A 24,342-nucleotide genomic window follows, 5' to 3' on the forward strand; every position below is an offset into this window, starting at 1 on the left:
CCGGTCTGCCGACCACGGAGACCGGCCGGGTCCGGTGGGGAAGACGAGCGGTCCGTCCGGTGTTGAACGGATCGTCGGCCCGGTGGCGCCGCCACCGAGGGCGCGCGCTCGTCGCGTCCGGACGGTCGCCCACCGAGCGGGATCCCCAGGAGTCCCACTCGGCAGGTTCTTGTCGGGGGCCCCGCTTAGCATCGATCGAGGGCGCGGCAGGGTGCGTCCGCCGCTCCGCGCGGCCACCGCCCGCACACCGTGCCGACGACACATCCGTCCGCTCCAGGAGGCGCGCATCGTGACCGACCACAGCACCGACGGTCGTTCCGCCGTCCTGCGCCGGGCCGAGGACGCCCCGGACGGCCCACGGCTGGTCGTGCGTGGCGCACGCGAGCACAACCTGCGCGGGGTCGACCTCGACCTGCCGCGCGACGCGATGATCGTGTTCACCGGCCTGTCCGGGTCCGGCAAGTCCAGCCTGGCGTTCGACACGATCTTCGCCGAGGGCCAGCGCCGCTACGTCGAGTCGCTCTCGGCCTACGCCCGGCAGTTCCTCGGCCAGATGGACAAGCCCGACGTCGACTTCATCGAGGGGCTGTCCCCGGCGGTGTCGATCGACCAGAAGTCGACCAACCGGAACCCGCGGTCCACGGTCGGCACGATCACCGAGGTCTACGACTACCTGCGCCTGCTCTACGCCCGCGCCGGCATCCCGCACTGCCCCACCTGCGGGCACGTGATCGAGAAGCAGACGCCGCAGCAGATCGTCGACCAGGTCCTGGAGATGGACGAGGGCAGCCGTTTCCAGGTGCTCGCCCCCGTCGTCCGGACCCGCAAGGGCGAGTTCGTCGACCTGTTCTCCTCGCTGCAGAGCCAGGGCTACTCCCGCGTGCTCGTCGACGGCACGGTGCACCCGCTCTCGGAGCCGCCGAAGCTCAAGAAGCAGGAGAAGCACGACATCGCGGTCGTCGTGGACCGGCTCTCGGTCAAGGCGAGCGCCAAGCAGCGCCTCACCGACTCGGTGGAGACCGCGCTGCGCCTGGCCGACGGCCTCGTCGTGCTGGACTTCGTCGACCTCGAGGAGGACGACACGAACCGCGAGCGCCGGTTCTCCGAGCGGATGGCCTGCCCGAACGGGCACCCGCTGAGCCTCGACGACCTCGAGCCCCGCACGTTCTCGTTCAACTCGCCCTACGGCGCCTGCCCGGAGTGCAGCGGTATCGGGATCAAGAAGGAGGTCGACCCGGAGCTGGTCGTCCCCGACCCGGACCAGACGCTCGAGGGCGGTGCCATCGCGCCGTGGGCCGGCGGGCACAACGCCGAGTACTTCGGACGGCTGCTGTCGGGGCTGTCGAAGGCGATCGGCTTCCGGATGGACACGCCGTGGAGCAAGCTCGGCGCGGCCGCCCAGAAGGCCGTCCTGCACGGCAGCGACGACCAGGTGCACGTGCGCTACCGCAACCGCTACGGCCGCGAGCGCTCGTACTACGCCAACTTCGAGGGCGTCATCCCGTTCCTCGACCGGCGCCTGGACCAGACGGAGTCGGACTCGCAGCGCGAGCGCTACGAGGGCTACATGCGCGACGTCCCGTGCCCGGCCTGCGGGGGAGCGCGACTGCGGCCCGAGGTCCTCTCGGTCACCCTCGGGGAGCGCTCGATCGCCGACGTGTCGGCGATGTCGGTCGCGCGCTGCGCGGACTTCCTCAATCACATGGTGCTCGACGAGCGCGGCGCGATGATCGCCGGTGCGGTGCTCAAGGAGATCCAGGCCCGTCTGAGGTTCCTGCTCGACGTCGGGCTGGAGTACCTCTCGCTGGACCGGGCCGCGGGCACGCTCTCCGGTGGCGAGGCGCAGCGGATCCGGCTGGCCACCCAGATCGGGTCCGGCCTGGTCGGGGTGCTCTACGTCCTCGACGAGCCGTCGATCGGCCTGCACCAGCGCGACAACCGGCGACTGATCGACACGCTGACCCGGCTGCGGGACCTCGGGAACACGCTGATCGTCGTCGAGCACGACGAGGACACGATCCGGTCCTCGGACTGGGCGGTGGACATCGGGCCGGGCGCCGGCGAGCACGGCGGCTACATCGTGCACAGCGGCAGCGTCGAGGGGCTGGAGTCGCACGACACGTCGCTGACCGGTGCCTACCTCTCCGGCCGGCGCTCGATCGCCGTGCCGGAGAGGCGACGCAAGCTCGACCCGAAGCGCAAGCTCACCGTCGTCGGGGCCCGCGAGCACAACCTGCACGGCATCGACGTCGACATCCCGCTCGGCGGGCTCGTCTCGGTCACCGGCGTGTCCGGCTCCGGCAAGTCGACGCTGGTCAACGACATCCTGGCCACGGTCCTGGCGAACCGGCTCAACGGCGCCCGCCAGGTGCCCGGCCGGCACACCCGGATCAACGGGGTGGACCAGCTGGACAAGCTGGTGCGGGTGGACCAGTCGCCGATCGGGCGGACCCCGCGGTCGAACCCCGCCACCTACACCGGGGTGTGGGACAAGGTCCGCAACCTGTTCGCCTCCACCACCGAGGCGAAGGTGCGCGGCTACCAGGCGGGCCGGTTCTCGTTCAACGTCAAGGGCGGACGCTGCGAGGCGTGCTCCGGCGACGGCACGATCAAGATCGAGATGAACTTCCTGCCGGACGTCTACGTGCCCTGTGAGGTGTGCAAGGGGGCCCGGTACAACCGGGAGACCCTCGAGGTGCACTACAAGGGCAAGACCGTGGCCGACGTGCTGGACATGCCGATCGAGGAGGCCGCGGAGTTCTTCGCGCCGATCACCTCGATCAGCCGCTACCTGACGACGCTGGTCGACGTCGGCCTGGGCTACGTCCGGCTCGGGCAGCCCGCCCCGACGCTGTCCGGCGGCGAGGCACAGCGCGTCAAGCTGGCCAGCGAGCTGCAGAAGCGCACCAACGGCCGGACCGTCTACATCCTCGACGAGCCGACCACCGGCCTGCACTTCGAGGACATCCGCAAGCTGCTCGGCGTGATCCAGGGCCTGGTCGAGAAGGGCAACTCGGTGATCGTCATCGAGCACAACCTCGACGTCATCAAGACCTCGGACTGGGTCATCGACATGGGTCCCGAGGGCGGCGAGGGCGGTGGCACCGTGGTCGCGCAGGGCACGCCGGAGCAGGTCGCGGCGGACGAGGCCAGCCACACCGGCCGGTTCCTGCGTCCGCTCGTCACGCCGGCGGAGAAGCCCGCCGCCCGTCCGGCGCGGCGCCGGAAGGTGGCCGCGGCGGGCTGAGCACGTCCGCCCGGCTTCCCGGCACCCGCGCCGGGCCGGCGCTCTGCCTGCGCGGCGCCGGCCGGGCGTTGCGCAGGCGGGTCGCAAGGACGAGGGCGTGGCGACGGGCGAGCGCCGCATACGCCCCGAGGACGCCCACGACGGCGTCGCGGCGGGGCACGCGCCAGGCCGGGTCCGCGGCCAGGGCGGCGGTGAACGCGCGCTGGGCCCGGAACTCCCGGCGTCCCGCCCGGCCGGAGACGGTGGCGGCGCTGATCCGATACCCGGCCACGGTCTCCCGCGACCCGGCCAGCGCGCCGTGGGGCAGCAGCCGCGCCCACAGGTCGATGTCCATCAGGAACACCTTGTCGCCGTCGAACCCACCGGCGGCGTCGTAGGCCGCCCGGCGGAACGTCACCGCCGCGGGTTGCCCGACCGGGTTCCCGCCGTGGCGCACGATCCGGCGGGCGACCTCCCGCGACGATCGGGTCCCGGTCAGGCCGCGCAGCCCGCGACCGGGGACCAGGACCCGGCCGTTCTCGTCGAGCATGTCGACCCGCCCCGACGCCAGCGAGAAGCGGTCGTCGCCCAGCGCGGCGACCTGCTGTGCCAGGCAGTCCGGGTACAGGACGTCGTCCGCGCACACGATCTTGACCAGCGGTGCGCGGGCCAGCTCGACGGCGAGTCTCCAGTTCTCGGCCAGCGTCACGGTGGGGTCCGCGCGCTCCAGCCGGATCCGCGGGTCCTCGAAGGACGCCACGACGTCCGCGGTGCCGTCGGTGCACCCGTTGTCCCGGACGACCAGCTCGAAGTCGGCGAACGTCTGGTCCAGCACGCTGCGCACGGCCCGGCTGATCAGAGCTGCACCCTGGTACACGGGGATGCACACCGACACGGCGGGGACCCCGGGCCGTGCCGGCCCCGGCGTCGTCATCGGAGCGTGAACGCGGAGCCGTCGAAGCGGTCCCCGGGCCGCAGGATCCGGTGTGTCTCGCACGTGCGGACCAGGTCCTTCGCCCTCTCCACGTACCGGTCGGGCAGGCCGTCGGCGTCGCGCATCCGGCCGAGGACCACGTTGCCCGGCCGCCGGTGGGCGGAGCGGGTGAGATCGTTGACCGAGAAGGCCCGGGCGGCCGTCGCCACGACGGTGTGCTTCCACATCGGCGCTCACGTCCTCTCCTGATCGACGTCGCGTGAGGGTACGACGCACAGTCACCCGGAAGAAGTACCGTTCGCCGCCCGGCCGCCGTTCCGGCAGGCCGGGGGCACGGGGTGGGGCCCGCGCCGGACGCGGCACCTGTTACTGTTCGGAATGCGACCACCCTGGTGCGCGTTGATTCGTGTGTCAGGGCGTCAAGAGGAGCCCCGCTCCCACCCGTCAGCCGAGAGGTGAACGGGTCCTGGTCCGGCCGGTTCGGCGTATTCGCCGTCCCTCGGCTGATCAACGGGTCTCTCTCTTGTCGTCGCCGACACATCAGCGACACCGAGGAGACCCCATCACCACAGAGACACGCATCAACGACCGCATCCGCGTTCCGGAGGTCCGACTCGTCGGCCCGAACGGGGAGCAGGTCGGCATCGTGCGTATCGAGGACGCCCTGCGGCTGGCACAGGAGTCCGAGCTCGACCTGGTCGAGGTCGCGGCTCAGGCCCGCCCGCCGGTCTGCAAGCTCATGGACTACGGCAAGTTCAAGTACGAGAGCGCGCAGAAGGCCCGCGAGTCCCGGCGCAACCAGCAGCTGACGGTGATCAAGGAGCAGAAGCTCCGGCCGAAGATCGACAAGCACGACTACGAGACGAAGCGCGGGCACGTCATCCGCTTCCTCGAAGGCGGCAACAAGGTCAAGGTCACCATCATGTTCCGTGGACGCGAGCAGTCGCGCCCGGAGCTGGGATACCGGCTGCTGCAGCGCCTCGCCGAGGACATCGGTGACCTCGCCGTCGTCGAGGCCAGTCCGAAACAGGACGGCCGGAACATGACGATGGTGCTGGCTCCGACGAAGAAGCCCGGCAAGAAGCCCTCGTCGTCGAACGCCTCCGAGGCACCGGCCGAGGCGCCCGCCGAGGTCGAAGCCTGAGAACCTCCGGCCCCGCCACGCGGCGGGGCCGGGACGCAGTACACCCGACGTCCCCCTCTGGGGCGACGTCACGGCGAACGGATCAACCATGCCCAAGAACAAGACGCACAAGGGGACCGCGAAGCGGATCCGCACCACCGGGAGCGGCAAGCTCATGCGCCAGCAGACCGGTCTGCGGCACCGGATGGAGGTCAAGTCGAGCAAGGAGACCCGCGACCTGTCCGGCATCGTCCCGCTCGCCAAGGCCGACGTGAAGCGCGTCAAGAAGCTGCTCGGTCGCTGACAGCGCCTTCAGCGCCGTCAGGATCCGCTTTCCCGCTGTACACCCGCCGCCGGTGACGACCACCCCCGCACCGCGCGGTTCCCCGAGAGACAGGACAGACCCATGGCACGCGTGAAGCGCGCGACGAACGCCCAGAAGAAGCGTCGCACCACGCTGGAGTCGGCCGCCGGCTACCGCGGACAGCGTTCGCGGCTGTACCGCAAGGCCAAGGAGCAGATGCTCCACTCCATGAACTACGCCTACCGGGACCGTCGCGCGCGCAAGGGCGACTTCCGGCAGCTGTGGATCACCCGGATCAACGCCGCGGCCCGCGCGAACGACATGACCTACAACCGCTTCATCCAGGGCCTCAAGGCCGCGGGTGTCGAGGTCGACCGCAAGAACCTCTCCGAGATCGCGATCAGCGACCCGGCCGCCTTCGCCGCCCTGGTGAAGATCGCCAAGGAGAACCTGCCCGAGCCGGGCACCCAGCAGGAGTCGGCGGCCTGATCAGGCCCCGCACCCCGGGTAAGGCAGCACCAGGTTCCGTGGCGACGCCCGGCACCGAGCGCACACCGCGCGTCGTCGCAGCACGCAAGTTGCTGCGCCGTGCGGGACGCGATCGGGCCGGGCGTTTCCTCGTGGAGGGTGCGCAGGCCGTCCGCGAAGCGCTGGACTGGGACGGCCGGATGCACGAGCTGTTCGTCACCGGCACCGCGTCGCTGCGGAACCCGGAGCTCGTCGAGCGGGCGCGGGAACGCGGCGTCCCGGTCGTCCCGGTGACCGACGCGGCGGCGGCCGGGCTGTCGGACACGGTCACCCCGCAGGGTCTGGTCGCCGTGTGCGACCTGCTCGACGTGCCGGTCGCCGTCGCACTCGGGGACGCCCCCTCGTTCGTCGCCGTCTGCGCCGGGATCTCCGACCCGGGCAACGTCGGCACCGTGACCCGCGTGGCCGACGCGGCCGGGTGCGACGCCGTCCTGCTCGCCGGGGACACCGTGGACCCGCACAACGGCAAGGCCGTCCGCGCCTCGACCGGGAGCGTGTTCCACCTCCCGCTGGCCCGGGACCGGGACGCCCCCGCCGTGCTGGACGCGTGCCGCGGCGCCGGGCTGGTCACGCTTGTCGCCGACGGGCGCGGCGAGGTCGACCTGCACGACCCGGCAGCCGCGCCGCTGCTCGCCGGCCCGGTCGCGTGGGTCCTCGGCAACGAGGCGCACGGTCCCGGCGCCGAGGTGCTGGTGGCGGCCGACCACCGGGTACGGGTGCCGATCCACGGCCGTGCGGAGAGCCTGAACCTGGCCACCGCGGCCGCGATCTGCCTCTACGCCTCGGTCGCCGCGCGGGCCGCCGCCGGTGCCCCGATCGCACCCTGAGCGCGGCCGGAGCGCCATCCGACCTGCGGGGAAACGGCTCGCCCGCCCCCTCTAGGATCGGTCGCATCATGAGTGACGAGCCCACGAGCGAGACCGCCGTGAACCCGCTGGACCCGGACGCGCTGAAGGCCGCCGTCGAGGCGGCGCGTGCCGCGTTCGACGCCGCGACGGATCTGGACGCGCTGGCCGCGGTCAAGCCCGCCCACCTCGGCGACCGGGGCCCGATCCCGCTGGCCCGCCGCGAGCTCGGCTCGCTGCCCGGCCCGGAGCGCGCGGACGCCGGCAAGCGCGTCAACGCCGCCCGCCAGGAGGCCCAGGCCGCCTTCGACGAGCGCCGTGCCGTGCTCGTGGAGGAGCGTGACGCCCGGGTGCTGGCCGAGGAGTCGGTCGACGTCACCCTGCCCTGGGACCGGCACCCGCGCGGTGCCCGGCACCCGATCACGCAGATCTCCGAGCGGATCGCCGACATCTTCGTCGGGATGGGCTGGGAGGTCGCCGAGGGCCCCGAGGTCGAGGCGTCCTGGCTGAACTTCGACGCGCTGAACTTCGGCAAGGACCACCCGGCGCGCACCATGCAGGACACGTTCTACCTGGGAGAAGGCGGCCAGGACTCGGGCACCGTCCTGCGCACGCACACCTCACCGGTGCAGGTCCGGTCGCTGCTCGAGCGCGAGCTGCCGGTCTACGTCGTCTGCCCCGGACGGACGTTCCGGACCGACGAGCTCGACGCCACGCACACCCCGGTGTTCCACCAGGTCGAGGGCCTGGCCGTGGACGAGGGACTGACGATGGCGCACCTCAAGGGCACCCTGGACGCGTTCGCGCGCGCCATGTTCGGCCCGGACGCGCGGACCCGGATGCGCCCGTCGTACTTCCCGTTCACCGAGCCCAGCGGCGAGGTGGACCTGTGGTTCCCGCAGAAGAAGGGCGGCGCCGGCTGGGTCGAGTGGGGCGGCTCCGGCATGGTCAACCCGAACGTCCTGCGCGCCTGCGGGATCGACCCGGACGTGCACACCGGGTTCGCGTTCGGCATGGGCATCGAGCGGACCCTGATGTTCCGCAACGGCATCCCGGACATGCGGGACATGGTCGAGGGCGACGTGCGGTTCTCCACCGCGTTCGGCGTCTGATCACAGCCTCCCGATCTGCCTTTCTTCCCGAGGAGTTTCTCAAGTGCGTGTGACCGTGTCCTGGCTCTCCGAGCACCTCGACGCCGCGGCCCTGCCCGCGTCCGTCGACGAGGTCGGCGACGCGTTCGTCCGGGTCGGTCTCGAGGTCGAGGAGATCCACCCGGCCCCCGAGATCACCGGCCCGCTCACCGTCGGGCGCGTCGACGAGATCGAGGAGCTGACGGAGTTCAAGAAGCCGATCCGGTACTGCCAGGTCGGCTTCGAGGACGGCCGCAGCCGCGGGATCGTCTGCGGCGCACGGAACTTCTCCGTCGGCGACCTCGTGGTCGTCTCCGAACCGGGTGCCGTGCTGCCCGGCGGGTTCGCGATCACCTCCCGCGAGACCTACGGCCACGTCTCCGACGGCATGATCGCCTCGGCCAAGGAGCTCGGCCTCGGCGCCGACCACGCCGGCATCCTCGTGCTGCCCCCGGGCACCGCCGAGCCCGGCGACGACGCGATGCCCCTGCTCGGTCTCGACGAGGCCGTCGTCGAGCTGGCCGTCACCCCGGACCGCGGCTACTGCTTCGCCGTCCGCGGCCTGGCCCGCGAGCTGGCCGTGTCCACCGACGCCGACTTCACCGACCCGGTCACCCGGGTCCGGGTACCGCAGACCGACGGCGACGCCTGGCCGGTCCGGATCGATGACACCGGCCGGTGCCCGCGGTTCGTCGTCCGCCGCGTCGACGGCGTCGACCCGGCCGCTCCGTCGCCGTGGTGGATGCAGCGACGCCTGCTCGCGGCCGGTATGCGCCCGATCTCGCTGATCGTCGACGTCACCAACTACGTGATGCTCGACCTCGGCCAGCCGCTGCACGCCTACGACGCCTCCCGCGTCACCGGCACGATCGCCGTCCGCCGGGCGAGCGCGGGGGAGACCCTGCGGACGCTCGACGACGCGACCCGCACGCTCGACGTCGACGACCTGCTGATCACCGACGACTCGGGCCCGATCGGCCTGGCCGGCGTCATGGGCGGGGCGAGCACGGAGATTCCCGCGCTCGCCGACCTGGGTGCCGACGCCCGTGTGGACGTTCTGCTGGAGGCCGCGCACTTCGACCCGGCCGGCATCGCCCGCTCCGCGCGGCGGCACAAGCTGCCCAGCGAGGCGTCGCGGCGCTTCGAGCGGGTCGTCGACCCGGCTCTGCCGCCGGTCGCGGCCGAGCGCGCGGCGCAGCTGCTCGTCGAGCTCGGCGGCGGCACGCTCGCCGACGGACGCACCGACGAGGGCGGCGTCCCCGCCGTCGACGCGGTGCGGATGCCGCTGTCGCTGCCCGACCGCACGGCCGGCGTGGCCTACCCGCGCGGGGCGACCGCGCGCCGGCTGGGCCAGGTCGGTTGCCGGATCGAGCTCGACACCGGCGCCGACGGGCAGGGACAGGTCGTCGCGACCCCGCCCACCTGGCGCCCTGACCTGCGCCAGCCCGCCGACCTGGTCGAGGAGGTGCTGCGCCTCGAGGGCTACGACACGATCCCCTCGACGCTGCCCGCCGCTCCGCCCGGACACGGGCTCACCGGCTCTCAGCTGCGCCGTCGCGCGGTCTCCCGTGCGCTGGCCGAGGCCGGGCACGTCGAGGTACTGCCGTTCCCGTTCGTCGCCGAGACCGTCTGGGACGCGTTCGGCCTGCCCGCCGACGACGTCCGGCGCCGCACTGTCGCCGTCAGCAACCCGCTCGACGCCGAGCGCGCCCGGCTCACCACGACGCTGCTGCCCGGCCTGCTGGACATGCTGGTGCGCAACCGGTCCCGCGGCACCGAGGACCTGGCGCTGTACACGCTCGGTCAGGTCGTGCTGCCGCACGCCGACCCGGCGCCGATGCCGGACCCGCCGGTGTCACGCCGCCCCACCGACGCCGAGTACGCCGCGATCCGTGCCGCGCTCCCGGCCCAGCCCACGCACGTCGCCGTCGTGCTGGCCGGGGACCGCGACCCGCGTGGGTGGTGGGGCCGTGGCCGCGCCGCCGCCTGGTCGGACGCGATCGAGTCGGCCCGCCTGGTCGGCGCCGCGTCCGGTGTCGAGCTGCGGGTGACCAAGGCCGACCACCTGCCCTGGCACCCGGGACGCTGCGCGGCGCTGCGGGTGGGGGACTGGATCGTCGGCTACGCGGGCGAGCTGCACCCCAAGGTCGTCGAGGCCCTCGGGCTCCCGGCCCGGACCGCGGCGATGGAACTCGACCTCGACGCGATCCCGCTGACCGAGAACCTGCCGGTCCCGACCGTTTCCGGGTTCCCACCGGTCGCGGTCGACGTGGCGCTCGTGACCGCCGACGACGTCCCGGCCGCCGAGGTGGCCGACGCGCTGACCGACGGCGGGGGAGACCTGCTCGAGGCCGTGCGGCTCTTCGACGTCTATACCGGCGAACAGGTCGGCGAGGGCAAGCACTCGCTGGCGTTCAAGCTTCGCATGCGTGCCCCGGACCGGACGCTGACGAACGAGGAGGCGAACGCCGCGCGCGACGCCGCCGTCGCCGAGGCCACCCGCCGCCACGGGGTCACGCTGCGCTGACGCTTCATGGTCAACGGGACATCAGTGCTGCCGACCCATGATCGAACAGCCGTGACGCCCCGTTGACCATGGTCAGCGTCGTGGCAGCGAGGCGACGGCCGCCCGCCCGGCCGTCCGCCACGCGTCGTCGGTGGGGGTGCGGCCCGCGGCGGCGATCGTGACCAGGAGCGTCGGGGTGGCGATCTGCAGCGTCGGACCGCCGACGGTGTCGACGAGCACGGCGCCGTCTCCGACGCCGGTCAACGGCCGGGACCCGGTGGCGGTCCGCAGGAACGCGACCGGCGTGCCGGTGTTGACCCGGTAGACGTTGACCGAGGCCGTCGGTGCGGGGGACCCGGACGTCGCGACCGCGAAGCAGCTCCGCGTGGTGGCGCCGCCGGGGCGCGTGACGACGTGGTTGGCCGGGGCAGGCACCGACGCGCCCAGCAGCGCGCCGAAACCCCGCGCGTCGAGCAGACATTCGTCCGGGACGACGTCCGAGGTCAGAGGCCCGGCCGCCCCCGGCGTCGGTCCGGATCCCCCGGATCCGGGTGCGGCGGCGTTCGGCACCCCGGGCCCCGGTGACGCCGGGCGGGGTGTGGCCGGGCGGGGTGCGTTCGGGCCGGGGGCGCTGGGGCCGGGGGCACTGGGGCCGGCGGCATTCGGGCGGGGTGCGGCTGCCGGGGGTGCGGGAGCCGCCGCCGCGCGGGAGCCCTGCTCGGGCGTCGCGGTGCGGGGCCGCTGCGGGACGACGGTGCGCCGCAGCTGCCCGGCGACGTCCGGCGGGTCGATGACCGCCGTCGGCGCGAGCGGGGCCTGCAGATCGGGCGGGGCCTGCTGCCCGGACGGTGGGTCGTCGAGCGGCATCGGGTAGCGGGTGGTGGGCGTGCCCGGCATCGGCTGCACCGTGACGGTCGGGCGGCCCGACGGCAGCGCACCCGGGACGGAGAAGCTGGTCGGCGGGGACGAGGTCGGTTCCGGCGTGCCCGGCTCGGCGCCCGAGGCGGGCTCGTCACCGGCCCCGGCCGACGCCGCAGGGGGGCTCTCGCCCTCCGCGTAGGGAGTGCCGGGCACGGTCTGGGCGCAGCCCGCCGCCGTCCCGGCCAGCACCGTTCCGCACACCACGGCGGCGATCCCGCCGCGCACCCGCACCCACGTCCCACGCACGCGCGGCACGCTAGGGTCGCCGCCCCGCACCCCGTGGGCGATCCGCCGACCCGGTCACGATCGTGACCGACCCCGCGTTGCATCAGATTTCACGGGTCTGCATAATCATCCACGTGGTACGCATCGCAGTGGCGGGAGCCAGCGGGTACGCCGGAGGTGAGCTGCTCCGGCTGCTCCTCACGCACCCGGACGTCGAGATCGGCACGCTGACGGCCGGCGGGAACGCGGGGACGGCACTGGGCGAGCACCAGCCGCACCTGCTGCCGCTGGCCGACCGCGTGCTCGCCGAGAGCACCGCCGAGAACCTGGCCGGGCACGACGTCGTCTTCCTCGCACTGCCGCACGGCCGCTCGGCCGAGCTGGCGGCGCAGCTGGGCGAGGACACCCTGGTGATCGACTGCGGTGCCGACCACCGCCTGTCCGACGCCGCAGCCTGGGACCGCTGGTACGGCGGCGAGCACGCCGGTCACTGGCCCTACGGCCTGCCCGAGCTGCCCGGTGCCCGTGACGCGCTGCGTGGCGCGAGCCGGGTCGCCGTCCCCGGCTGCTACCCGACGGCGATCAGCCTCGCGCTGTTCCCGGCGCTGGTCGCCGGGCTCGTCGAGCCGGACGTGGTGATCACGGCCGTGACCGGGACGTCCGGCGCCGGCAAGGCGCTCAAGCCGCACCTGCTCGGTGCCGAGGTGATGGGCTCGCTGTCGGCCTACGGCGTCGGCGGCGCGCACCGGCACACCCCGGAGATCGTGCAGAACCTCTCCGGCGCCTACGGGCGGACGGTGTCGGTGAGCTTCACCCCGGTCCTCGCGCCGCTGCCGCGCGGCATCCTCGCGTCCTGCTCGGCTCCGCTGACGGCCTCCGGTGCCGACGCGGCCGCCGCGCGGGAGGCCTACGAGAAGGCCTACGCCGACGAGCCGTTCGTGCGGCTGCTGCCGGAGGGCAGCTGGCCGGCGACGTCGTCGACGCTGGGCTCCAACGTCGCGGCGCTGCAGGTCACGGTCGACCCGGACGCGCGCCGGCTGATCGTCGTCGCCGCGATCGACAACCTCACCAAGGGCACCGCGGGCGGCGCGATCCAGTGCATGAACCTGGCCCTGGGCCTGCCCGAGACCTCCGGCCTGCCGACGACGGGAGTGGCGCCATGAGCGAGAACACCGACGGGGCCCCCACCGGTGTCACGTCGCCGAAGGGCTTCCGCGCGGCGGGCATCGCCGCCGGGATCAAGGCCTCCGGCCGCGCCGACCTGGCCCTCGTCGTCAACGACGGGCCACGGTTCGACGCCGCGGGTGTCGTCACCCGCAACAAGGTCAAGGCCGCCCCGGTGCTCTGGACCCAGCAGGTCCTCACCACCGGCGCGCTGCGCGCGGTCGTCCTGAACTCCGGCGGCGCCAACGCCTGCACCGGCCCGGAGGGTTTCCAGACCGCGCACGCCACGGCCGAGCGGGTCGGCGAGGTGCTCGGCTGCGGCGCGGTCGAGGTCGCGGTCTGCTCCACCGGCCTGATCGGCGCCCAGCTGCCGCGCGACACCGTGCTGGCCGGGGTGGACAAGGTCGCCGCCGAGCTGACCGACGCGGCCGAGGGCGGCTCCGGCGTCGCCGCGGCGATCATGACCACCGACACCGTGCCGAAGCAGGCCGGCGCCACCGACCCGGCGGGCTGGAGCATCGGTGGCACCACCAAGGGCGCCGGGATGATCGCCCCGTCGATGGCCACCATGCTGTCGGTGATCACCACCGACGCCGCGCTGGACCAGCCGCAGCTCGACGCGGCACTGCACGAGGCCGTCCGGCTCAGCTTCGACCGCCTCGACGTCGACGGGTCCATGTCGACCAACGACACGGTGCTGCTCCTGGCCTCCGGTGCGTCCGGCGTCGAGGCCGACCCGGCGGCGTTCACCGCGGCGCTGACGGTGGTGTGCAAGGACCTCGCCGCGCAGATGCAGGCCGACGCCGAGGGCGTCACCAAGCGCATCACCGTCCGCGTCACCGGCGCCGCCACCGAGGACGACGCCGTGATCGTCGCCCGCACCGTCGCCCGGGACGCGCTGGTCAAGACCGCGATGTTCGGATCGGACCCGAACTGGGGCCGGGTCGCGGCCGCCGCCGGGTACGCCGACGCGGCGGTCGAGCCGGAGACCCTCGACGTGACGATCAACGGCGTGCTGCTCTGCCGCGGCGCCGTCGTGGCGGGGGACCGCAACGACTGCGACCTGTCCGGCAAAGACGTCCTCGTCGAGGTCGCACTCGGGCTGGGAGACGGGACCGCGGAGATCCGCACCACCGACCTGTCGCACGCCTACGTGGAGGAGAACAGTGCCTACTCCTCCTGACCCCACGCCCGGGACGCCCGCTCCCGAGACTCCGACCCGGATCAAGCGGGCGCAGGAGAAGGCGGGCGTCCTGGCCGAGGCGATGCCCTGGCTGCAACGCTTCCACGGCCGCGTCGTCGTCGTGAAGTACGGCGGCAACGCGATGATCGACGAGGAGCTCAAGCAGGCCTTCGCCCGGGACATGGTGTTCCTGCGCCTGGCGGGGATCCACCCGGTCGTCGTGCACGGCGGCGGCCCGCAGATCACCGCGATGCTCGCGCGCCTGGGCCTGTCCGGGGAGTTCCGCGGCGGGCTGCGGGTCACCACGCCGGAGACGATGGACGTGGTCCGGATGGTCATGGTCGGGCAGGTCGGGCGCGAGCTCGTCGGCCTGATCAACCAGCACGGTCCGCTGGCGGTCGGCATGTCCGGCGAGGACGCGAACCTGTTCACCGCGGAGAAGCGCACCGCGCTGGTCGGCGGCGAGCCGGTCGACATCGGCCTGGTCGGCGACGTGACGACGGTGAACCCGGACGCGGTGCTCGACATTGTCGCCGCCGGGCGGATCCCGGTCGTCGCCGGCGTCGCCCCGGACGTCGACGGCCAGGTGCACAACATCAACGCCGACAGCGCCGCCGCGGCACTGGCGAGCGCTCTGGGCGCGGCGAAGCTCGTCGTGCTCACCGACGTCCAGGGCCTCTACCGCAACTACCCCGACCCCGAGTCGATCATCGCGTCGCTGACCGCGGACGAGCTGGAGCCGATGCTGCCCCGGCTGGAGAGCGGGATGGCGCCGAAGATGGAGGCCTGCCTGCGCGCGGTGCGCGGCGGGGTCGCACAAGCCCACGTGATCGACGGGCGGGTGCCGCACTCGGTCCTGCTCGAGGTCTTCACCACCGAAGGAGTCGGAACCATGGTGGTCCCGTCATGACCCAGCCCACGGACACACAGCCGACCGATGCCCCGGCCACGAACGCACAGCGCTGGCAGTCCGCGCTGATGAACAACTACGGCACCCCGCCGCTGACGCTGGTCCGCGGCTCCGGGTCCGAGGTGTGGGACGCCGAGGGCCGCCGCTACCTCGACCTCTACTCCGGCATCGCGGTGAACGCCCTGGGCCACGCCCATCCGGCGATCGTCGAGGCGGTGACCCACCAGATCTCCACGCTGGGCCACACGTCGAACTTCTTCATCACCGAGCCGCCGCTGCAGCTCGCAGAGCGCCTGCTCGGTCTGCTCGGCCGCAGCGACGCGCGCGTGCTGTTCGGCAACTCCGGCGCCGAGGCCAACGAGGCCGCGTTCAAGATCGCGCGGCGCACCGGCCGCCCGGAGATCATCGCCTGCGAGGGCGCGTTCCACGGACGCACGATGGGCGCGCTGGCGCTCACCGGGCAGCCGGCCAAGCGGGCGCCGTTCGAGCCGATGCCGGGCGGGGTCTCGCACATCCCGTTCGGTGACGTCGACGCGCTCGACGCCGCCGTCACCTCCGACACCGCCGCGGTGTTCCTGGAGCCGATCCTCGGCGAGGCCGGCGTCATCGTCCCGCCCGAGGGCTATCTCGCCGAGGCGCGGCGGATCACCGCCGAGCGCGGCGCGCTGCTGGTGCTCGACGAGGTGCAGACCGGGATCGGGCGCACCGGGGCCTGGTTCGCCCACCAGCCGCTGGGCATCGTCCCGGACGTGATCACGCTGGCCAAGGGCCTGGGCGGGGGCCTGCCGATCGGCGCCTGCGTCGGGATCGGCGACGCCGCCGCGCTGCTCGAGCCCGGCCAGCACGGCACCACGTTCGGCGGGAACCCGGTGGCGTGCGCCGCGGCGCTCGCCGTCCTGGAGACGATCGCCGACGACGGCCTGCTCGCGCACGTCGACCGGCTCGGCAAGGAGATCGCCACCGGCATCGAGGCCCTCGGGCACCCGCTGGTCACCGACGTCAGCGGCGCCGGGCTGCACATCGGCGTCGGCCTGGCCGAGCCGGTGTCGGCCCAGGTCGCGGCGTCCGCGCGGGAGGCCGGCTACCTGGTGAACAACGCGGTCCCGGACCGCATCCGCCTGGCCCCGGCCCTGACGTTCTCCGACGAGGAGGCCGCTGAGTTCCTGGGTGCGCTGCCCGGGATCCTGGACCGGTCGCGGCCATCGGACGACGGGCGGGCGTGATGGTCCGGCACTTCCTGCGCGACGACGACCTGTCGCCGCAGGAGCAGCTCGAGGTGCTGGACCTGGCCGTCACGATGAAGGCCGACCGGTTCGAGCACCGCCCGCTGGCGGGCCCGCGGTCGGTCGCGGTCGTGTTCGACAAGTCCTCGACCCGCACCCGGGTCTCGTTCGAGGTCGGCATCGCCGAGCTCGGCGGGACGCCGGTGATCCTCGACGGCACGACGAGCCAGCTCGGCCGCGGCGAGTCGATCGAGGACACCTCGCGGGTCCTGTCGCGCTACGTGGACGCGATCGTGTGGCGCACGTCCGGTCAGGAGCGGATCGAGGCCATGGCATCGGTGTCGCGGGTCCCGGTCGTCAACGCGCTCACGGACATGTTCCACCCGTGCCAGGTGCTGGCCGACCTGCAGACGATCCGCGAGCGCTTCGGCCGCCTGGCCGGGCTGACGCTGACCTACCTCGGCGACGGTGCCAACAACATGGCGCACTCGTTGCTGCTGGGCGGGGTCACGGCGGGCCTGCACGTGCGGATCGCCGCCCCGGTCGGGTTCACCCCCGACTCCGACGTGCTGCGCGACGCGAAGGCCCGCGCCGAGGCCACCGGCGGCTCGGTCACGCTGATCGCTGACCCGCACGCCGCGGTGGCCGGGGCGGACGTGCTCGTCGCCGACACCTGGGTCTCGATGGGCCAGGAGGACGACGGCATGGACCGGACCGCGCCGTTCCGGCCCTACCAGGTCAACGCCGAGCTGCTCGGGCGTGCCGCTCCCGGGGCGATCGTGCTGCACTGCCTGCCCGCGCACCGCGGCCACGAGATCACCGACGAGGTGCTCGACGGCCCGGCCAGCGTGGTGTGGGACGAGGCGGAGAACCGGTTGCACGCGCAGAAGGCGCTGCTGACGTGGCTGCTCCGGCGATGACGGCGGTCCGGCGATGACGGCGGTCCGGCGATGACGGCGGCCCCGCGGAACCAGGCCGACCCCGAGGAACCCGAGCGGGGCGGCGACGACCGGCCCGGACGGGCGGCGGCCCGCCCCGGTGCCGCGACCCGCGTCGCGCGGCAGGCCGCGATCGTCGACCTGATCTGGCAGCGGGCGGTGCACAGCCAGGGCGAGCTGCTCGTCCTGCTCGAGCACCACGGCATCGAGACCACCCAGGCCACGCTGTCGCGGGACCTGGACGAGCTGGGTGCGGTCAAGCTGCGCGGCGCCGACGGGGGCACACCGGTCTACCGGATCCCGGAGGACGGCAACCCCGGCTTCGGTGTCGCCCACCCGCCCCAGGGCGGCACCACCCGGTTGTCCCGGTTGCTGGGGGAGCTGCTCGTCTCCGCGGACGCGAGTGGGAACCTTGCCGTACTGCGCACCCCGCCCGGTGCCGCGCACTACCTGGCCAGCGCGCTCGACCGGGCGGCCCTGCACGACGTCGTCGGCACCATCGCCGGCGACGACACCCTCATGGTGGTGGCCCGCGAGCCCCTCACCGGTGACCAACTCGTCGCGCTCCTGCGCGAGCTGTAGAGAAGAAGGAGCATCCATCCCGTGAGCAAGGTCCTGAGCTCCCTGCCCAAGGGCGAGCGCATCGGCATCGCCTTCTCCGGAGGTCTCGACACCTCCGTGGCGGTCGCCTGGATGCGCGACAAGGGCGGGATCCCGTGCACCTACACCGCCGACCTCGGCCAGTACGACGAGTCGGACATCTCCGGGGTGCCCACGCGGGCCGAGGAGTACGGGGCGGAGATCGCCCGCGCGGTCGACATCCGCCCGCAGCTGGTCGAGGAGGGACTGGCCGCGCTCGCGTGCGGCGCGTTCCACCTGCGCTCCGGGGGCCGCACGTACTTCAACACCACGCCGCTGGGCCGCGCCGTCACCGGGACGCTGCTGGTGCGCGCGATGCAGGCCGACGGCGTCAACATCTGGGGCGACGGGTCGACGTTCAAGGGCAACGACATCGAGCGGTTCTACCGCTACGGCCTGCTGGCCAACCCCGAGCTGCGCATCTACAAGCCGTGGCTCGACGCCGACTTCGTCTCCGAGCTGGGCGGGCGCGACGAGATGAGCCGGTGGCTCACCGCGCACGACCTGCCCTACCGCGACTCGGCGGAGAAGGCGTACTCCACCGACGCCAACATCTGGGGCGCCACGCACGAGGCCAAGACCCTCGAGCACCTCGACGTGTCCCTGGAGACCGTCGAGCCGATCATGGGCGTGAAGTTCTGGGACCCCTCGGTCGCGATCGAGACCGAGGACGTCACCGTCACGTTCGAGGCCGGTTACCCGGTGGCGATCAACGGGAAGCGCTTCGACGACCAGGTCGCCCTGGTGCTGGAGGCCAACGCCGTCGGCGGGCGGCACGGTCTGGGCATGTCCGACCAGATCGAGAACCGGATCATCGAGGCGAAGTCGCGCGGCATCTACGAGGCGCCCGGGATGGCGCTGCTGTTCATCGCCTACGAGCGGCTGCTCAACGCGATCCACAACGAGGACACCGTCGCCAACTACCACAACGAGGGCCGCAAGCTCGGCCGTCTGCTCTACGAGGGACGCTGGCTCGACCCGCAGGCACTGATGGTGCGCGAGGCGACGCAGCGCTGGATCGCCTCGCTGGTGACCGGCACGGTCACGCTCCGCCTGCGCCGCGGTGACGACTACTCGATCCTCGACACGCAGGGCACCGGCTTCTCCTACCACCCGGACCGGCTGTCGATGGAGCGCGTCGAGAACCCCGCGTTCGGCCCGACGGACCGGATCGGCCAGCTGACCATGCGCAACCTCGACATCGCCGACTCCCGCGCCAAGCTGGAGGCCTACGCCGGGCAGCCGCAGGACCAGGGGACGGTCCTCGTCGAGAACGGCACCCTGTTCGGCGAGCTGCCCTCGGGCGGCTTCGACCGGATCGCGGCCGCCCGCGACGGCGCCGGGACCGACGCGCGCGAGCACGGGACGTCCCTCGACGACGCCGCGCTCGAGTCGGGTACCGACTGATGGCGGGCTCCCAGCTCTGGGGCGGGCGGTTCGCGTCCGGCCCGGCCGACGCGCTGGCCGCACTGAGCAAGTCCACGCACTTCGACTGGCGCCTGGCCCCGTACGACGTCCGCGGCTCGCAGGCGCACGCCCGGGTGCTGGCGAAGGCCGGGCTGCTCAGCGACGACGAGCTGACCGGCATGCTCGACGCACTGGCCGAGCTGGGCGCCGACGTCGAGAGCGGGGCCTTCGGGCCCGCGCCGGACGACGAGGACGTGCACTCCGCCCTCGAGCGCGGGCTGATCGAGCGGGCCGGGCCGGACCTGGGCGGCAAGCTCCGCGCCGGGCGCTCGCGCAACGACCAGGTCGCCACCCAGTTCCGGATGTGGCTGCGCGACGCCACCCGCCGGGTCGCGGCCGGGGTCCTCGACGTCGTCGACGCGCTCGTCGCGCAGGCGCAGGCGCACCCCGGCGCGGCGATGCCCGGCCGGACGCACCTGCAGCACGCCCAGCCGGTCCTGCTGGGCCATCACCTCGGCGCGCACGCGCAGGCGCTGCTGCGCGATGTGGACCGCCTGCGTGACTGGGACTCCCGGGCCGCGGTGTCGCCGTACGGGTCCGGCGCGCTGGCCGGGTCCTCGCTCGGGCTGGACCCGGAGGCGGTCGCCGCCGAGCTGGGCTTCGACTCCTCGTCGGAGAACTCGATCGACGGGACGGCGTCGCGGGACTTCGCCGCCGAGGCCGCGTTCGTGCTGGCCATGATCGGCGTGGACCTGTCGCGGCTGGCCGAGGAGGTCATCGTCTGGGCGACCGCGGAGTTCTCCTACGTCACGCTCGACGACGCGTTCTCCACCGGCAGCTCGATCATGCCGCAGAAGAAGAACCCGGACGTCGCCGAGCTCGCGCGCGGCAAGTCCGGGCGCCTGATCGGGAACCTGACCGGTCTGATGGCCACGCTCAAGGGTCTGCCGCTGGCCTACAACCGGGACCTGCAGGAGGACAAGGAGCCGCTGTTCGACTCCGTCGAGCAGCTCGACCTCCTCCTGCCCGCCGTCGCCGGGATGGTCGCGACGCTGCAGTTCCACACCGAGCGGCTCGCCGAGCTGGCCCCGGCCGGGTTCACCCTGGCCACCGACGTCGCGGAGTGGCTCGTCCGCCAGGGCGTCCCGTTCCGGGTCGCGCACGAGGCCGCCGGCGGATGCGTCCGCGCCGCCGAGGCGCGCGGCGTGGGTCTGGCCGACCTGACCGACGACGAGCTCGCCGGCGTGCACCCGGCCCTGAACCCGAGTGTGCGCGACGTACTGACCGTGGAAGGCTCCATCGCGTCGCGGAACGCGCGCGGCGGCACCGCGGGCGACCGCGTCGCCGAGCAGCTGGACACCCTGCGCCGCACCGCCGCAGGGGCCCGAGAGTTCATCGGAGGAACCGTATGACCGACGCCGCAGCCGCTTACGAGGAGCTGAAGGCGCAGGGTCTCAAGCTCGACCTGACCCGCGGCAAGCCCTCGGCCGAGCAGCTCGACCTGGCCGCGCCGCTGCTGGACCTTCCCGGCGCCGGGAACCACAAGGCCGCCGACGGCACGGACACCCGCAACTACGGCGGCGGGCAGGGGCTTCCCGAGCTGCGCGAGATCTTCGCGCCGTTCCTGCAGGTCCCGGCCGGGCAGCTGATCGCCGGGAACAACGGCAGCCTCGAGCTGATGCACGACACGCTCGTCAACGCGCTGCTCAACGCGCTGCCCGGCGCCCCCACGCGCTGGGTGGACGCCGGCCGCGTCGCGTTCCTGGCCCCGGTGCCCGGCTACGACCGCCACTACGGCGTCTGCGAGCGCCTCGGCATCGACCTGGTCACCGTGCCGATGACGGCCGACGGCCCGGACATGGACGAGGTCGAGCGGCTCGTCGCCGACGACCCGTCGATCAAGGGCATCTGGTGCGTGCCGAAGTACTCGAACCCGGACGGCGCCGTCTACTCCGACGAGACCGTCCGTCGGCTCGCCGCCATGCCGACCGCCGCCCCGGACTTCCGGATCATGTGGGACAACGCCTACGCGGTGCACCACCTGACCACCGACGAGATCGAGGTCGCGGACGTCCTGGCGCTGGCCGCCGAGGCCGGTAACCCGGACCGCCCGTTCGTCTTCGGCTCCACGTCGAAGATCACGCTCGCCGGCGCGGGGGTGGCGTTCTTCGGGGCGTCGCAGGCCAACGTCGACTGGTGGCTGAAGCTGGCGTCCAAGCGGACGATCGGCCCGGACAAGGTCAACCAGCTGCGGCACGCGCTGTTCCTCGAGGACGGCGAGGGGCTGCGCGCGCACATGGCCGCGCACAGGGAGCTGATCGCGCCGAAGTTCGCGATGGTCGAGCGTCTGCTTGCCGAGTCGTTCTCCGACACCCCGGGGGTGACCTGGACGCATCCCAAGGGCGGCTACTTCGTCAACCTGGTGGTGCCCGACGGGCTCGCCTCCGAGGTCGTGCGCCTGGCCAAGGAGGCCGGGATCGCGCTGACCCCGGCCGGCGCGACGCACCCCTACGGCAAGGACCCGCAGGACGCGATCATCCGTCTGGCCCCGACCCTGCCGCCGCTCGACGAGATCGAGAACGCGATGGCCGGCGTCGTCGTCTGCCTGAAGCTGGCGCTGGCGCGCCGCTAGGTGGCACGCACGAACCCGGGCCATGATCCCGTGGCGGGGGAGCCCGGCCGGTCGTCGCACCGGCCGGGCTCGCCCGTGAGCGGGGCACCGCTGCTGGACCGTTCTGAGCTGGCGACGGACGTCCTCCCGGCCGCGGAGCGGCTGCTCGGGTGCACGCTCGAGGCCGACACCGAGGAGGGGCCGGTCGCGGTGCGCCTGGTCGAGGTCGAGGCCTACCGCGGCGCCGACGACCCGGCGTCGCACTGCTACCGCGGGAAGACCCCGCGCAACGCCGTGATGTTCGGCCCGGCCGGGCACCTGTACGTCTACTTCGTCTACGGCATGCACTTCTGCGCGAACGTCACCTGCCTGGTCGACGGGGTGGCCGGGGCCGTGTTGCTGCGCGCCGGTGAGGTGCTGTCCGACCCGGCCCTGGCCCGCGCCCGGCGGCCGACCGCGCGCAAGGACGCCGACCTGGCGAGCGGACCGGCCCGGATGGCCTCGCTGCTCGGCCTCACCCGCGAGGACGACGGCGTGGACGTGACGGACCCGGCCTCCCGCGTCCGGCTGTACGCCGAGCCCGCGCTGGCGTCGTCGTCGATCCGCACCGGGCCCCGCGTGGGCGTCGCCGCCGCACGGGAACTGCCGTGGCGGTACTGGGTCGACGGCTCGCCCGCGGTGAGCCGGTACCGGCCGGGCAAGGTCCGGGAGCGCAGACCCTCGACGTGACGGACAGGGCAGCCTAGCCTCAGCCCGTGCACGACAACTACGCAAACCGGACCCGCTCGCTCCCCGTCCGGCTCGTCCTCGCTCTCGCCGTCCTCGTCCTGGGCGGCGGTGTGCTCGCGGCGTGCGGGAGCGGCTCCGACCCGGCCGCCGGAGGGGGCGCCGCCGGTGGGGCGCCGGTCACCGTCGCCCACAAGTACGGGCAGACGCAGGTCCCGGCCGCCCCGCAGCGGGTGGTGTCCCTGGGCTACACCGACCAGGACGCGCTCCTCGCGCTCGGCGTGGTGCCGGTGGCGATCCGCGAGTTCACCGGCGAGCAGCCGTCGGCGACCTGGCCGTGGGCGCAGAACCGTCTCGGCGGCGCGCAGCCGCAGGTGCTCCCGGTGGGGGAGGTCAGCGTCGAGCAGCTCGCCGCGCTGCGCCCGGACCTGATCGTCGGGATCTCGGCCGGCCTCACCCAGGCGCAGTACGACACCTACTCCCGGATCGCGCCCACCGTCGCCGCCCCGAACGGTTTCGTCGACTACGGGACGCCGTGGCAGGACGCCACGCGTCTCACCGGTCAGGCCGTGGGCAAGGCGGCCGAGGCCGACACGCTGGTGACGGACCTGGAGACGCGCATCGCCGCGACGAAGGCGCAGTTCCCGCAGCTGAACGGCAAGACCGTCGCCGGGGTGCTGCCGAGCACGGCCAGCCAGGCCGAGTTCTTCGTGTGGGGGCCGCAGGACCTGCGCGCCCGGTTCTTCGCCGGGCTCGGGATGCGGGGGGTGCCCGCGTTCGACCAGAACGCCGGCGACAAGTTCTACGGCACCTTCAGCTCCGAGCAGCTGGGCCGGCTCGACGAGGCCGACGTCGTCGCGCTGATCACGAACACCGACGAGCAGCGGACGACGTTCCAGGCCCAGCCCGGTTACGCGGCGCTGCAGGCGGTGCGCGAGAACCGCGTCGTGACCTTCGACGAGAAAGAGGCCGCCGCGCTGACGTTCTCCAGCGTGCTCAGCCTGCCGTCGGTGCTCGACACGGTGCCGCAGAAGCTCGCCACCGCCGTGCAGTAGGGACGCGCCGTGCTGACAGGTCGGAACCCGCGCGCGTCGGGGACGCACCGGGGACCATGATTGGCCTCGTGAGTACGGACATCCTGGACGAGCTGGAGTGGCGCGGCCTGATCGCGCAGAGCACCGACCGCGACGCGCTGGCCCGCGAGCTGGCCGGGCCGGACCCGGTCACGTTGTACGCCGGGTTCGACCCGACGGCGCCGAGCCTGCACGCCGGGCACCTGGTGCAGATGCTGACGCTGCGCCGTTTCCAGGAGGCCGGGCACCGGCCGATCGTGCTGGCCGGCGGCGCGACCGGGCTGATCGGTGACCCGCGTGACGTGGGGGAGCGCAACCTGCACGACCAGCAGACCGTCGAGCAGTGGACGGGCCTCATCAGGGGGCAGCTGGAGCGCTTCGTCGAGTTCGACGACTCACCGACCGGCGCACTGACCGTCAACAACCTGGACTGGACCGGGCAGCAGACGGTGCTCGAGTTCCTGCGCGACCTGGGCAAGCACTTCCCGGTCAACACGATGCTCGCGCGGGAGACGGTCAAGCGACGGCTCGCCGCCGACGGGATGTCCTACACCGAGTTCAGCTACCTGCTGCTGCAGTCGCAGGACTACCTGCAGCTCTACCGGCGCCACGGTTGCCGGCTCCAGATCGGTGGCTCGGACCAGTGGGGCAACATCGTCGGGGGAGTGGAGCTTGTCCGGCGTGTGGAGTCCGGACACGTCCACGCGCTGACGACGCCCCTGGTCA

At 73.2% G+C, this 24,342-nt stretch carries 22 protein-coding genes (1 of these 22 only partly in view); 19 read left to right on the plus strand and 3 right to left on the minus strand.

Annotated features, from left to right (window positions below; genetic code table 11):
- Nucleotides 1–325 precede the first annotated feature (325 nt).
- Nucleotides 326–3,247, plus strand: coding sequence for an excinuclease ABC subunit UvrA (uvrA, locus tag EV383_RS11715; protein ID WP_130294285.1), 2,922 nt, complete (start codon nt 326–328; stop codon nt 3,245–3,247).
- Here uvrA and EV383_RS11720 read toward each other — a convergent pair.
- Both EV383_RS11720 and EV383_RS11725 read right to left on the minus strand, forming a co-directional pair.
- On the minus strand, nt 3,183–4,160 hold the full coding sequence (locus EV383_RS11720; protein ID WP_130289943.1) for a glycosyltransferase family 2 protein: 978 nt from the start codon (nt 4,158–4,160) through the stop codon (nt 3,183–3,185). The two genes, uvrA and EV383_RS11720, sit on opposite strands and share 65 nt — an antisense overlap.
- Complete coding sequence (locus tag EV383_RS11725) at nt 4,157–4,387, minus strand: hypothetical protein (protein WP_130289944.1); 231 nt, start codon at nt 4,385–4,387, stop codon at nt 4,157–4,159. The genes EV383_RS11720 and EV383_RS11725 overlap by 4 nt, the downstream gene beginning before the upstream one ends.
- Nucleotides 4,388–4,683: 296 nt before the next feature.
- Between EV383_RS11725 and infC the strand changes: the two genes are divergently transcribed.
- The 6 genes from infC (at nt 4,684) to pheT (ending at nt 10,617) form a co-directional block, all read left to right on the plus strand.
- Nucleotides 4,684–5,304 (plus strand): translation initiation factor IF-3, encoded by a 621-nt coding sequence (gene infC / locus EV383_RS11730; protein ID WP_130289945.1) that lies wholly within the window; start codon nt 4,684–4,686, stop codon nt 5,302–5,304.
- A gap of 88 nt (nt 5,305–5,392) precedes the next feature.
- Nucleotides 5,393–5,587, plus strand: coding sequence for a 50S ribosomal protein L35 (gene rpmI, locus EV383_RS11735; protein WP_130289946.1), 195 nt, complete (start codon nt 5,393–5,395; stop codon nt 5,585–5,587).
- Nucleotides 5,588–5,689: 102 nt separating this feature from the next.
- Nucleotides 5,690–6,076 carry a 50S ribosomal protein L20 gene (gene rplT / locus EV383_RS11740; protein WP_130289947.1) on the plus strand — a complete coding sequence of 129 codons (387 nt, stop codon included), beginning with the start codon at nt 5,690–5,692 and terminating at the stop codon, nt 6,074–6,076.
- A 38-nt stretch (nt 6,077–6,114) separates the two neighbouring features.
- Nucleotides 6,115–6,942: a TrmH family RNA methyltransferase gene (locus EV383_RS11745; RefSeq protein ID WP_130289948.1), complete on the plus strand. Its 828-nt coding sequence runs from the start codon at nt 6,115–6,117 to the stop codon at nt 6,940–6,942.
- Nucleotides 6,943–7,010: 68 nt separating this feature from the next.
- Nucleotides 7,011–8,072: a phenylalanine--tRNA ligase subunit alpha gene (gene pheS / locus EV383_RS11750; protein WP_130289949.1), complete on the plus strand. Its 1,062-nt coding sequence runs from the start codon at nt 7,011–7,013 to the stop codon at nt 8,070–8,072.
- Nucleotides 8,073–8,115: 43 nt separating this feature from the next.
- A complete protein-coding gene (gene pheT, locus EV383_RS11755) occupies nt 8,116–10,617 on the plus strand; it encodes a phenylalanine--tRNA ligase subunit beta (protein WP_130289950.1) in 2,502 nt (833 codons plus the stop codon).
- Nucleotides 10,618–10,689: 72 nt separating this feature from the next.
- Here pheT and EV383_RS11760 read toward each other — a convergent pair whose 3' ends face one another.
- Nucleotides 10,690–11,763: a hypothetical protein gene (locus EV383_RS11760; protein WP_130289951.1), complete on the minus strand. Its 1,074-nt coding sequence runs from the start codon at nt 11,761–11,763 to the stop codon at nt 10,690–10,692.
- Between the two features lie 107 nt (nt 11,764–11,870).
- Here EV383_RS11760 and argC point away from each other — a divergent pair, with 107 nt between their 5' ends.
- From argC to tyrS, 12 genes are all read left to right on the plus strand, one after another.
- The gene (gene argC / locus EV383_RS11765; RefSeq protein WP_165438579.1) at nt 11,871–12,905 is read left to right on the plus strand and encodes an N-acetyl-gamma-glutamyl-phosphate reductase; all 1,035 of its coding nucleotides are present in this window, start codon (nt 11,871–11,873) and stop codon (nt 12,903–12,905) included.
- Nucleotides 12,902–14,089, plus strand: a complete 1,188-nt coding sequence (gene argJ, locus EV383_RS11770; protein WP_130289953.1) for a bifunctional glutamate N-acetyltransferase/amino-acid acetyltransferase ArgJ — start codon at nt 12,902–12,904, stop codon at nt 14,087–14,089. Before argC ends, argJ begins: the two co-directional genes overlap by 4 nt.
- On the plus strand, nt 14,073–14,999 hold the full coding sequence (gene argB / locus EV383_RS11775; RefSeq protein ID WP_423213642.1) for an acetylglutamate kinase: 927 nt from the start codon (nt 14,073–14,075) through the stop codon (nt 14,997–14,999). Before argJ ends, argB begins: the two co-directional genes overlap by 17 nt.
- On the plus strand, nt 14,996–16,222 hold the full coding sequence (locus EV383_RS11780) for an acetylornithine transaminase (protein WP_130289954.1): 1,227 nt from the start codon (nt 14,996–14,998) through the stop codon (nt 16,220–16,222). The genes argB and EV383_RS11780 overlap by 4 nt, the downstream gene beginning before the upstream one ends.
- Nucleotides 16,222–17,142, plus strand: coding sequence for an ornithine carbamoyltransferase (gene argF, locus EV383_RS11785; protein ID WP_130289955.1), 921 nt, complete (start codon nt 16,222–16,224; stop codon nt 17,140–17,142). The genes EV383_RS11780 and argF overlap by 1 nt, the downstream gene beginning before the upstream one ends.
- 30 nt (nt 17,143–17,172) lie before the next feature.
- Entirely contained in the window at nt 17,173–17,742 is a 570-nt protein-coding gene (locus tag EV383_RS11790; protein WP_130289956.1) for an arginine repressor, read from the plus strand.
- Nucleotides 17,743–17,763: 21 nt separating this feature from the next.
- Entirely contained in the window at nt 17,764–19,206 is a 1,443-nt protein-coding gene (gene argG / locus EV383_RS11795) for an argininosuccinate synthase (protein WP_130289957.1), read from the plus strand.
- Complete coding sequence (gene argH, locus EV383_RS11800) at nt 19,206–20,618, plus strand: argininosuccinate lyase (protein ID WP_130289958.1); 1,413 nt, start codon at nt 19,206–19,208, stop codon at nt 20,616–20,618. Before argG ends, argH begins: the two co-directional genes overlap by 1 nt.
- Nucleotides 20,615–21,838, plus strand: coding sequence for an aspartate aminotransferase type Ic (locus EV383_RS11805; RefSeq protein WP_130289959.1), 1,224 nt, complete (start codon nt 20,615–20,617; stop codon nt 21,836–21,838). Before argH ends, EV383_RS11805 begins: the two co-directional genes overlap by 4 nt.
- A 75-nt stretch (nt 21,839–21,913) precedes the next feature.
- Nucleotides 21,914–22,546 (plus strand): DNA-3-methyladenine glycosylase, encoded by a 633-nt coding sequence (locus tag EV383_RS11810; RefSeq protein ID WP_242623037.1) that lies wholly within the window; start codon nt 21,914–21,916, stop codon nt 22,544–22,546.
- Nucleotides 22,547–22,572: 26 nt separating this feature from the next.
- On the plus strand, nt 22,573–23,598 hold the full coding sequence (locus tag EV383_RS11815; protein ID WP_130289960.1) for an iron-siderophore ABC transporter substrate-binding protein: 1,026 nt from the start codon (nt 22,573–22,575) through the stop codon (nt 23,596–23,598).
- Nucleotides 23,599–23,666: 68 nt separating this feature from the next.
- A protein-coding gene (tyrS, locus tag EV383_RS11820) for a tyrosine--tRNA ligase (protein ID WP_130289961.1) crosses the window boundary here: on the plus strand, nt 23,667–24,342 show its 5' portion. The gene runs 602 nt beyond the window's last position; only the first 676 of its 1,278 coding nucleotides appear in the window; the start codon lies at nt 23,667–23,669; its stop codon lies beyond the right edge, outside the window.

The sequence above is a fragment of the Pseudonocardia sediminis genome (assembly GCF_004217185.1).
GTDB classification, from domain to species: Bacteria; Actinomycetota; Actinomycetes; order Mycobacteriales; family Pseudonocardiaceae; genus Pseudonocardia; species Pseudonocardia sediminis.

Coding starts and splice junctions, on each gene's coding strand:
- EV383_RS11790 (WP_130289956.1), top strand. CDS start 17,173: ATGACGGCGGCCCCGCGGAACCAGGCCGACCCCGAGGAACCCGAGCGG.
- EV383_RS11725 (WP_130289944.1), bottom strand. CDS start 4,387: ATGTGGAAGCACACCGTCGTGGCGACGGCCGCCCGGGCCTTCTCGGTC.
- EV383_RS11805 (WP_130289959.1), top strand. CDS start 20,615: ATGACCGACGCCGCAGCCGCTTACGAGGAGCTGAAGGCGCAGGGTCTC.
- EV383_RS11780 (WP_130289954.1), top strand. CDS start 14,996: ATGACCCAGCCCACGGACACACAGCCGACCGATGCCCCGGCCACGAAC.
- argJ (WP_130289953.1), top strand. CDS start 12,902: ATGAGCGAGAACACCGACGGGGCCCCCACCGGTGTCACGTCGCCGAAG.
- argH (WP_130289958.1), top strand. CDS start 19,206: ATGGCGGGCTCCCAGCTCTGGGGCGGGCGGTTCGCGTCCGGCCCGGCC.
- pheS (WP_130289949.1), top strand. CDS start 7,011: ATGAGTGACGAGCCCACGAGCGAGACCGCCGTGAACCCGCTGGACCCG.
- EV383_RS11720 (WP_130289943.1), bottom strand. CDS start 4,160: ATGACGACGCCGGGGCCGGCACGGCCCGGGGTCCCCGCCGTGTCGGTG.
- rplT (WP_130289947.1), top strand. CDS start 5,690: ATGGCACGCGTGAAGCGCGCGACGAACGCCCAGAAGAAGCGTCGCACC.
- rpmI (WP_130289946.1), top strand. CDS start 5,393: ATGCCCAAGAACAAGACGCACAAGGGGACCGCGAAGCGGATCCGCACC.
- argF (WP_130289955.1), top strand. CDS start 16,222: ATGGTCCGGCACTTCCTGCGCGACGACGACCTGTCGCCGCAGGAGCAG.